We start from the raw sequence: 9,839 nt of genomic DNA on the forward strand, positions 1-9,839 counted from the left end.
GACCTGGGTGTCGTCCGCGGCCGGCCACCCCGGTCCCGCCGCTGCCGCCCCTGCGGCACCGCTGGGTGCCGGCCGCGGACGACACCCAGGTCTTCCCCATGCCGGTGCTGCCGCCGGTGCCGCGCGCCGACCAGGAGACCGACGAGGACGTCGAGCGGCGGGAGGGCGCGCCCGGGGCCAGCGGGGGGATCCTGCGGGCGGCCGGCACCATGGCGGTCGCGACGCTGGTCTCCCGGATCACCGGCCTGCTGCGCACGATCGTCCTGGCCGCGGCCCTCGGCGTCGGCCTGGTCGCCGACGCCTACAACACCGCGAACACGCTGCCGAACATCGTCTACGAGCTGCTGCTCGGCGGCGTGCTCACGTCGGTGATCGTGCCGCTGCTGGTGCACGCGCAGGAGCGCGACCGGGACGGGGGGACCGCCTACGCGCAACGGCTGGCGACGATCGCGCTGAGCGGCCTGCTCGTCATGACGGCGCTGGCCGTGCTCGCGGCACCGCTGCTGACCTCGCTCTACGGGCTCGACGAGGACCCCGACCAGTACCGGCTGGCCAACTGGCTGGCCCGGATCCTGCTGGTCGAGATCGTCTTCTACGGGCTCGGCGCGTTCGCCCAGGCCGTGCTGAACTCCCGCGGCGTCTTCGGCCCACCGGCGTGGGCACCGGTCCTGAACAACGTCGTCGTCATCGCCACCGGCCTGGTGTTCCTGGCCGCCAGCGGTCCGGGCGCGCTGGAGCCCTCCACCATCCCCGCCGGCCTGGTGTGGCTGCTCGGCGCGGGCACGGTGCTGGGCATCGCGGTGCAGGCGGCGGTGCTGCTGCCGCTGATGCGCCGGGCCGGCGTCCCGCTGCGGCCCCGCTGGGGTCTGCGCGACACCGGGCTGCGCGAGGCCGGCACCCTCGGCCTGTGGGTGATCGCCTACGTGGCCGTGAGCCAGGTCGGCGTGCTGGTCGCCCTCCGGGTGGCCAACGAGGCCGGCCGGGAGGGCGGCCTGGGCTCGGCGGCGTTCGGGTACGCGCAACTGCTGTTCCAGATGCCCTACGGCATCATCGGCGTCGCGCTGCTCACCGCGCTCGTCCCCCGCATGAGCCGCGCCGCCGCGCGCTCCGACGTGCCGGGTGTGGTCCAGGACCTCTCCCTGGGCACCCGTCTCTCTGCGCTCGGGCTGCTGCCGGTCACCGCCGCGCTGACCGTCCTGGGCCCGCCCCTGGGCGTCCTCGTCTTCGCCTGGGGCAACACCTCGGCCGACGAGGCCGCGGCCATCGGCACCGCGCTGGCCGCCGGCGCGTTCGGCCTGCTCCCGATGGCGGTCACCCTGCTGCAGCTGCGGGTGTTCTACGCGATGAAGGACGCCCGCACGCCCACCCTCATCCAGATCGGCATGGTCGCCGTCCGGGTGCCGCTGCTGCTGCTCGTCCCCGCGGTGGTCGACCCGGACCTCGTGGTGGCCGGGCTGATGGTCGCCACCGGGCTCACCTACGTGGCCGGCTGGGTCATCGGCGACCTCGCGCTGCGCCGGCGGCTCGGCGGGCTGCAGACCGGCGTCACCCTGGGCCCGGTGGCCCGGATCACGGCCGTCGCGGTCGTCGCCGGCCTGGCCGGCGGTCTTGTCCGGATCGTGACCGGCGACCTGGGCGAACGGTCGACGGCAGGCTCGCTCGCCGAAGTCCTCATCGGTACCTTGGTCATCGGCGGCGTCGCACTGACCGGTCTGGTGGTGGCCCGCGTTCCGGAGGTCCGGGAGCCCGTCGCTGCGCTGCGGGCCCGGCTGGGGCGCAGGTGACCGAGGGCCGGGCGGGGGAGCCGACCGTGCCGGAGCGTCCGCCTCGGCGGCCGGAGCAGCACAGGGAGTCGACAGTGTCGATGGCGTCCACGACCACCGGACTGCCCGACCGCTACCGACCGCTCGACCAGATCGGGCCCGACGAGACCACCCCGACCGGCGTCATCCAGAGCTGGCGGGCCAAGGACCGCGTCCTCAACCGCGACGTCGCCATCCGCGTGCACGTGCCGGCCGGCCCCGCCGCGCACGCCTGGATCACCCGCGCGCTCACCGCCGGCGGGCTGGCCACCCCCGCGCTGGCGATGGTCTACGACGCCTCGGAGGGCAGCGGTGACCCGCAGGCCCCGGGCGGCGCCGCCTACGTCGTCAACGAGTGGATCGACGGGGAGACCCTGGCCGAGCGGCTCCGCTCCGGCCCCATGCCCGAGCGCGACGTGCGACTGGTCCTGCGCCGGCTCGCGGAGGGCGTCGCCGAGGCGCACCGCGTGGGCCTGGCCGTCGGCGGCCTGACGCTGGAGAACGTCGTCCTCCGGCCCAACGGGCTGGTCGGCCTGCGGGCGGTGCCGGCGGCGTCGGGCACCGTGCACGGCGACATCACCGCGCTCGGCGAGCTGCTGGAGGCCTGCCTCACCGGCGTGGGCCCCGGCGCCCGGACCGCCACCGGCCCCTCCGACCTGGTGGCCCTGGCCCGCCGGGCCCGCTCCACCGAACCCGGCCAGGGGCTGTCCAGCGTGGCCGCGATGGCGTCGCTGCTCGCGGAGCGGCCGCGGACCGGGCCCACCCCGCCGCTGCCGCCGCACCGCGGGGAGGACGCCGAGGGCGGCCGGCGCCGCCGCGGGCGGGACCGCCGGGCCGAGGCCGCCGCACCCGTGCGGCTCGAGCCCGGCACGCTGCCGCCCGTGCCGCCGGTGCGGCCCGGGGGCGACGACGAGCCCGCCCCCGTCGCCCGCTCACCCCACGACACCATCGCCGCCGGCCCGGCGCTCCCGCCGGCCCCACCTGCCGGTGAGGAGGAGCCGTTCGGGGTGCTGCACGCCGGCGGGTCGACCTCCGCCGGCCGGTACGCCGACCCCGCGGACCTCGACGAGGACGACGAGGACGACGCCCGGAAGCACCGGCTGGTGGTCGTCGCGCTGCCGCTGCTGGCCCTGCTCGTGGTGATCGCGCTCGCCTGGTGGATCGGGTCCAGCGTCCTGTCGGTGACCGACGCCGTGGACGAGGACATCGACGGCTCCACCCCGCCGGCCACCAGCGCCCCGGTCGCCGAGGGCGGCGCGGGCGAGGAGCCGGCCGGCGAGCCCGGGTCGGCGGCCGCCATCGCGGGGGCGCAGGTGTACGACCCGTTCGGCGACGGCGCGCCCGAGAACGACGACGACGTCCCGCTGTCCTACGACGGCGACCCGGCCACCAGCTGGCCCACGCTCACCTACCGGGGCTCCCCGGCGTTCGGGAACCTCAAGCCCGGCGTGGGCGTCGTCTACGACCTCGGCTCCCCCCAGGACCTCGCCGGGGTGACCGTCCAGACGGCGCTCCCCGGCGCCACCGTCGAGATCCGCACCGCCGACACCGCGGACGGGGCGCTGGACGACTTCGCCGTCGCCGCGAACGGCACGCTGGAGCAGCGCACCGAGCTCCCCTTCGACGACACCGTCACCGCGCGCTACGTCCTGGTCTGGCTCACCGGGCTGGTCGACAGCCCGGACGGCTTCTCCGCGGAGCTCGCCGAGGTGGAGATCAGCACCGCCGGCTGACGGCGGACCAGGGTGATCACCGGCGGGTGGCACGGGGAATGCCGCCCCTAGGATCGTCGTTGTGCCGCCCGTGACTGCAGACCAGCCGACCCCTGGCCCCGCCGTGACCACCGGTGAGGTGACCCAGCCGGCGATCCCGCCCGCCGAGCACGACGGCGTCCGCGACCTCATCATCATCGGCTCGGGGCCCGCCGGGTACACGGCCGCCACCTACGCCGCCCGGGCGAACCTCCACCCGCTGGTGTTCGAGGGTTCGCAGTTCGGTGGTGCGCTCATGACGACCACCGAGGTCGAGAACTTCCCCGGGTTCCCCGAGGGCATCCAGGGGCCCCAGCTCATGGACGACATGCGCACCCAGGCCGAGCGCTTCGGCGCCGAGCTGGTGCCGTCGGACGTGACCGAGGTCGACCTGACCGCCGAGCCGAAGATCGTCAAGGTCGGCGACCAGGTGCACCGCGCGCACGCGGTGATCGTGGCCACCGGCTCCAAGTACCGGTACCTCGGCCTGGACAACGAGCAGCGGCTGCTGGGCCGCGGCGTCTCCGCCTGCGCCACCTGCGACGGCTTCTTCTTCCGCGACCAGGACATCGTCGTCGTCGGCGGCGGTGACTCGGCGATGGAGGAGGCCACCTTCCTCACCCGGTTCGCCAAGAGCGTCACCGTCGTCCACCGGCGCGAGGAGCTCCGCGCCTCGAAGATCATGCAGAAGCGGGCGCAGGACAACGAGAAGATCCGCTGGGCCCTCGGCAAGCAGGTCACCGACGTCCTCGGCGACACCACCGTCTCCGCCGTCGAGCTGACCGACACCACCACCGGTGCCACCGAGACCATGCCGGTGAGCGGCATGTTCGTCGCCATCGGCCACGACCCGCGCAGTGAGCTCTTCGCCGGCCAGCTCAAGCTGGACGACGAGGGCTACATCCAGGTCGACCACCCGACCACCCGGACCAACATCGACGGCGTCTTCGCCTGCGGTGACGTCGTCGACCACATCTACCGCCAGGCGATCACGTCGGCCGGCACGGGTGCCGCCGCCGCGATCGACGCCGAGCGGTGGCTCGCCGAGACCTTCGACGAGCGCTGAGCCCGCATCGGGCTCGCCCAGCCGGGCATAACCGGTCCACGCGACCGGTTGTCGTGCCAGGCAACCTCGTCAGCGCCAGCAACGAGCCAGTCGACCGAGAGGGAGAACGACCATGGCAGGCAACACCGTGACCGTCACCGATTCCAGCTTCGCCACCGACGTGCTGGGCAGCGACAAGCCCGTGCTCGTCGACTTCTGGGCGGAGTGGTGCGGTCCGTGCAAGATGGTCGCCCCGGTGCTGGAGGAGATCGCCGCCGAGCACGGCGACAAGCTCACCATCGCCAAGCTGAACATCGACGAGAACCCGCAGATCGCCCGTGACTACCAGGTCATGTCCATCCCGACCATGACGGTCTTCCAGGGCGGCAAGCCGGTGAAGAGCATCATCGGCGCCAAGCCCAAGGGCGCCATCCTGAGCGACCTCGCCGACTACATCTGAGCACCAGAGCGTGCTCGCGGAGGCCCACCCGTCCACCGGACGGGTGGGCCTCCGCCGTTCCCGGGGGCGGGGTGCCGCCCCGGGCGCGCCGACGACACCGGCAGGGACGACAATCGGCGCACGATGGGAACCGACAGCCGCATGCAGCCCTTGGGGCGGGGGGACCGCGGGCCGGCCGTGGCCGACGTGCACGCCGCCCTCCGCAGCCTGGGCCTCCTCCCCGCATCCCCCGACGGTCCCGACCCGGCCCTGGAGTCGGCGGAGTACGACGCCGGCACCGAGCTCGCCGTCCGCCACTTCCAGCAGGTCCGCGGCCTCTCGGTCGACGGCCGGGTGGGCGAGGAGACCTACCGGGCGCTCAGCGAGGCCCGCTGGTCGCTGGGGGACCGGCTGCTCCGCTACGACCCCGAGCGGCCGATGCGCGGCGACGACGTCACCGGCCTCCAGGAGCGTCTCCTCGAGCTGGGCTACGACGCCGGCCGGGCCGACGGCATCCTGGGCCCGGAGACCGAGCAGGGGCTGCGGGCGTTCCAGCGCGACTACGGGCTGACCTCCGACGGCACCTGCGGCCCCGCGACGCTGCGCGCGCTGCGCCAGCTCGGCCGCAAGGTCACCGGCGGCCGCCCCCAGCTGCTGCGGCAGAGCGCCTCCTTCGTCGAGAGCGGCCCGCACCTGATCGGGCGGCGCATCGTCGTCGACGCCGGCCACGGCGGGCCGGACACCGGCTTCACGGTGGGGGAGACCACCGAGGCCGACCTGGTCTTCGACCTCGCCTCCCGCATCGAGGGCCGGCTGGCGGCCGCGGGCGCCACCGTCTACCTCACCCGCGGTCGCGGGCAGGGGCCGGCGCACGCCGAGCGCACCGCGTTCGCCAACGACGCCCGGGGCGACCTCTTCCTCTCGCTGCACCTGGACGCGCACCGCTCCGAGCACGCCCGGGGGGTCGCCAGCTACTACTACGGGACCGGCTCCGGCGCCTCCTCCACCGTCGGGGAGCAGTTCGCCAACCTGGTGCGCCGGGAGATCGTGGCCCGCACCGGCCTGCTCGACCTCGGGTCGCACCCGAAGACGTGGGACCTGCTGCGCATGACCCGGATGCCCGCCGTCCGCGTCGACTGCGGCTACCTCTCCCACCCGGTGGACCGGCTGCTGCTGCTGGACGCCCGCGTCCGCAGCGCCATCGCCCACGGTGTCCTCGCCGCCGTCCAGCGGCTCTACCTGCCGGCCGAGGCGGACCCGGCCACCGGGACCTTCCTGCTCCCCGGGAGGGCGTAGCCGCAGAGCCCACGCGCCCGGCCACCGGCCCCGCCGAACGGTCCACCCGTCACCGGTGGTCCCACCGGGCGGCCATCCCACCGCGCCTACACTCCTGGGGTGGCCACCTCCCCGCCCGGCTTGCCTGCCGGTCCCGGACAGCAGGGGGCGCACCCGGGTGCGCACCCCCACCCCGCGCCGCGTCATCCGCGGCTCGACCCGCTGGCCGACCGCTACGCAGCACGCACCCACGGGATGAAGACCTCGGAGATCCGGGCGCTGTTCTCCGTCGTCAGCCGGCCCGAGGTCGTCTCCCTGGCCGGTGGCATGCCGGCCGTGACCGCGCTGCCGCTGGACGCCGTCGGCTCCATGATCGGCGACCTCGTCTCCGGGATGGGCGCGCAGACGCTGCAGTACGGCTCGGGTCAGGGCGACCCGCGGCTGCGCGAGCGGATCTGCGACGTCATGGCCCTCGAGGGGATCACCGACGCCTCGCCCAGCGAGGTCGTCGTGACCGTCGGCTCGCAGCAGGGGCTGGACCTGGTCACCCGCGTCTTCGTCGACCCCGGCGACGTCATCCTCGCCGAGGCGCCGTCCTACGTCGGCGCGCTGGGCGTCTTCCAGTCCGCCGAGGCGCGGGTCCGGCACGTCGCCATGGACGACGACGGGCTGATCCCGGAGGCGCTCGAGGAGGCGCTCGTCGCCTGCCGCGCCGCCGGCGACCGGGTGAAGTTCCTCTACACGGTGCCGAACTTCCACAACCCGGCCGGTGTCACCCTCTCCGAGCCGCGCCGTGAGGCGATCATGGCGATCGCCGAGCGCTGGGACCTGCTCGTCATCGAGGACAACCCCTACGGCCTGCTCGGCTTCGACCGGGAGCCCATGCGCGCCCTGCGCGCCCGCGACTCCCGGCGGGTCATCTACCTCGGCTCGTTCTCCAAGACCTTCTCGCCGGGCCTGCGGGTGGGCTGGGTGCTCGCCCCCCTCGCCGTCCGCGAGAAGCTCGTCCTGGCCACCGAGGCGCAGGTGCTCTGCCCGCCGTCGCTGACGCAGTACGCCGTCGCCCGGTACCTGGACACCCAGCCCTGGCGGGAGCAGATCAAGCTGTTCACCGAGCTCTACCGCGAGCGCCGCGACGCCACGCTGGAGTCCCTTGCCGCCCTGATGCCGGCGGGCACCACCTGGACCCGTCCGGACGGCGGCTTCTACGTGTGGCTGAAGCTCCCCGACGGGCTGGACGCCAAGCTCATGCAGCCACGGGCGGTCGGAGCCCACGTCGCCTACGTGCCGGGGATCGGCTTCTACGCCGACGGCAGCGGCCAGGAGTACATGCGGCTGTCGTACTGCTACCCCGAGCCCGACCAGATCCGCGAGGGCGTCCGCCGCCTCTCCCGCGTCGTGGAGGCGGAGCTGGACCTGCACTCCACGTTCGACAAGGTCGACACCGGCACCTTCCGGGCGATCCGCCCCGGGTCCGGCCACGACGCCGAGTCGATGGTCGGTCCGGCGAACAGCGACACGTACGAGGACGGCCGATGAGCGAGACCGCGCCCACCGCAGAGCCCGCCGCGGCCGAGGAGCGCCACCCGCTGCGCGCCGTCGTCCTCGCCGGCGGGCTGACCTTCGAGCGGGAGGTCAGCCTCTCCTCGGGCACCCAGGTGGTCGAGGAGCTCACCCGCGCCGGTGTGGACGCCGAGCTGCGGGACGCCGACGCCGACCTGCTGCCGGGGCTCGCCGCGGCGCCGGCCGACGCCGTCTTCATCGCCCTGCACGGCGCAACCGGTGAGGACGGCGCCCTCCGCGCCGTCCTCGACCTGGCCGGGGTCCCCTACGTCGGCTCACCGGCGGCGGCGTGCCGGCTCGCCTGGGACAAGCCGGCCGCGAAATCCGTGGTCCGCACCGCCGGCCTGACCACACCCGACTGGGTCGCGCTGCCGCACAGCACCTTCCGCGAGCTGGGCGCCGGCGCGGTGCTGGACCTCATGGTCGCCCGCCTGGGCCTGCCGCTCATGGTGAAGCCGGCGTCGGGTGGGTCTGCCCTCGGCGTGCAGAAGGTCAGCCGCGTCGAGGACCTCCCCGCGGCCATGGTGAGCTGCTTCGCGTACGGCGACACCGTGATGGTCGAGCGCTACGTGGAGGGGGTCGAGGTGGCCCTGGCCGTCATCGACCTGGGCGAGGGGCCGGTCGCGCTGCCCGCCGTCGAGATCGAGCCGGAGTCCGGCGTCTTCGACTACAGCTCCCGCTACTCGCCTGGTCTCACCGAGTACCACGCGCCCGCGCGCATCCCGGACGACGTCGCCGCCCGCGCCGCCGAGGTCGCCGTCCGGGTGCACGAGGTCCTGGGCCTGGCCGACCTGTCCCGCACCGACGCGATCATCACGCCCGACGGGGAGGTGCACTTCCTCGAGGTCAACGTCTCCCCGGGGCTCACCGAGACCTCGATGTTCCCCATGGCCGTCGAGGCGGCCGGGTACGACCTCGGCACCGTGCTGGGCCGGCTGCTCGCCCGGCGGGCCGGGAACCCCGGCTAGGCCGACCTCCGCGAGAGCCGATACGAAGGCCCCTTCCGTCAGTGACGGAAGGGGCCTTCGTATCGGCTAGGGGTCAGGCCTCGGGTCGGCGGCCGGTGATGTCCGGAGCCATGACGCCGATGATGCGCTGCAGGTCGTCGACCGAGCCGAACTCGACGACGATCTTCCCCTTCGAGCGGCCGATCTGGATCTTCACCTTCGTCTCGAACATGTCCGAGAGCCGGGAGCCCAGCTCCTCCACGCCGGGCGCGGAGATGCGCCGCGTCCGCCGCTTGGCCGCGGGCTCCTCCGCGGCGGCCAGGGCGACGGCCTCCTCGGTGGCGCGCACCGACAGCCCCTCGGCGACGATGCGGGTGGCCAGGGCGTCCTGGGCGACCGGGTCCTGCAGGCCGAGCAGTGCGCGGGCGTGCCCGGCGGAGATGACGCCGGCTGCGACGCGGGTCTGCACCTTCACCGGCAGCTTCATCAGCCGGATGGTGTTGGTGACCTGCGAACGGCTGCGACCGATCCGCTGCGCGAGCTCCTCGTGGGTGGCCCCGAACTCCTCGAGCAGCTGCTGGTAGGCAGCGGCCTCCTCCAACGGGTTCAGCTGGACGCGGTGGATGTTCTCCAGGAGGGCGTCGCGCAGCATGGCGTCGTCGGTGGTGTCCCGGACGATCGCCGGCACGGTCCCCAGTCCCGCGGCGCGGGCGGCACGCAGCCGCCGCTCGCCCATGATGAGCTCGTAGCGCCCGGCCTCGGCCTCCCGGACGACGATCGGCTGGAGCAGGCCGAACTCCTTGACGCTGTGCGTCAGCTCCTCCAGGGCCTCGTCGTCGAAGACCTGGCGCGGCTGCTTGGGGTTGGGGACGACGTCCTCGACCGAGACCTCGCGCAGCTGCGCACCCGGCACGCCCACGGCGTCGTCCGCCGACGCGTCCTGCGCCCCCGGGAGCGGCACCGGGGAGGGCACCAGGCTGACCGCGGCGGGCGACGCCGTGGGCGTGCCGGGTGCGC

General features: G+C 74.4%; 8 protein-coding genes. 7 read left to right on the plus strand and 1 reads right to left on the minus strand.

Annotated elements, in window-relative coordinates; all coding sequences use genetic code 11:
• From murJ to E9549_RS21345, 7 genes are all read left to right on the plus strand, one after another.
• A partial coding sequence (gene murJ, locus E9549_RS21315) for a murein biosynthesis integral membrane protein MurJ (protein ID WP_236828594.1) occupies positions 1-1,784 on the plus strand: 1,784 nt, incomplete at its 5' end.
• An 80-nt stretch (positions 1,785-1,864) separates the two neighbouring features.
• Positions 1,865-3,535 (plus strand): hypothetical protein, encoded by a 1,671-nt coding sequence (locus tag E9549_RS21320; RefSeq protein WP_236828595.1) that lies wholly within the window; start codon positions 1,865-1,867, stop codon positions 3,533-3,535.
• A 103-nt stretch (positions 3,536-3,638) separates the two neighbouring features.
• Positions 3,639-4,619 (plus strand): thioredoxin-disulfide reductase, encoded by a 981-nt coding sequence (gene trxB, locus E9549_RS21325; protein ID WP_236828596.1) that lies wholly within the window; start codon positions 3,639-3,641, stop codon positions 4,617-4,619.
• A 112-nt stretch (positions 4,620-4,731) separates the two neighbouring features.
• Positions 4,732-5,058 carry a thioredoxin gene (gene trxA, locus E9549_RS21330; RefSeq protein ID WP_236828597.1) on the plus strand — a complete coding sequence of 109 codons (327 nt, stop codon included), beginning with the start codon at positions 4,732-4,734 and terminating at the stop codon, positions 5,056-5,058.
• Positions 5,059-5,181: 123 nt separating this feature from the next.
• A complete protein-coding gene (locus E9549_RS21335) occupies positions 5,182-6,333 on the plus strand; it encodes an N-acetylmuramoyl-L-alanine amidase (protein ID WP_236828598.1) in 1,152 nt (383 codons plus the stop codon).
• A gap of 99 nt (positions 6,334-6,432) precedes the next feature.
• A complete protein-coding gene (locus E9549_RS21340) occupies positions 6,433-7,851 on the plus strand; it encodes a PLP-dependent aminotransferase family protein (protein WP_236828599.1) in 1,419 nt (472 codons plus the stop codon).
• Positions 7,848-8,843, plus strand: a complete 996-nt coding sequence (locus E9549_RS21345; RefSeq protein ID WP_236828600.1) for a D-alanine--D-alanine ligase — start codon at positions 7,848-7,850, stop codon at positions 8,841-8,843. The genes E9549_RS21340 and E9549_RS21345 overlap by 4 nt, the downstream gene beginning before the upstream one ends.
• A gap of 73 nt (positions 8,844-8,916) precedes the next feature.
• On the opposite strand, the gene E9549_RS21350 is transcribed toward E9549_RS21345, so the two are convergent.
• Positions 8,917-9,839: ParB/RepB/Spo0J family partition protein (locus E9549_RS21350; RefSeq protein ID WP_236828601.1), on the minus strand; the 923-nt coding region annotated here is incomplete at its 5' end.

The sequence above is a fragment of the Blastococcus sp. MG754426 genome (assembly GCF_021699055.1).
In the GTDB taxonomy this organism is placed as follows: domain Bacteria; phylum Actinomycetota; class Actinomycetes; order Mycobacteriales; family Geodermatophilaceae; genus Blastococcus.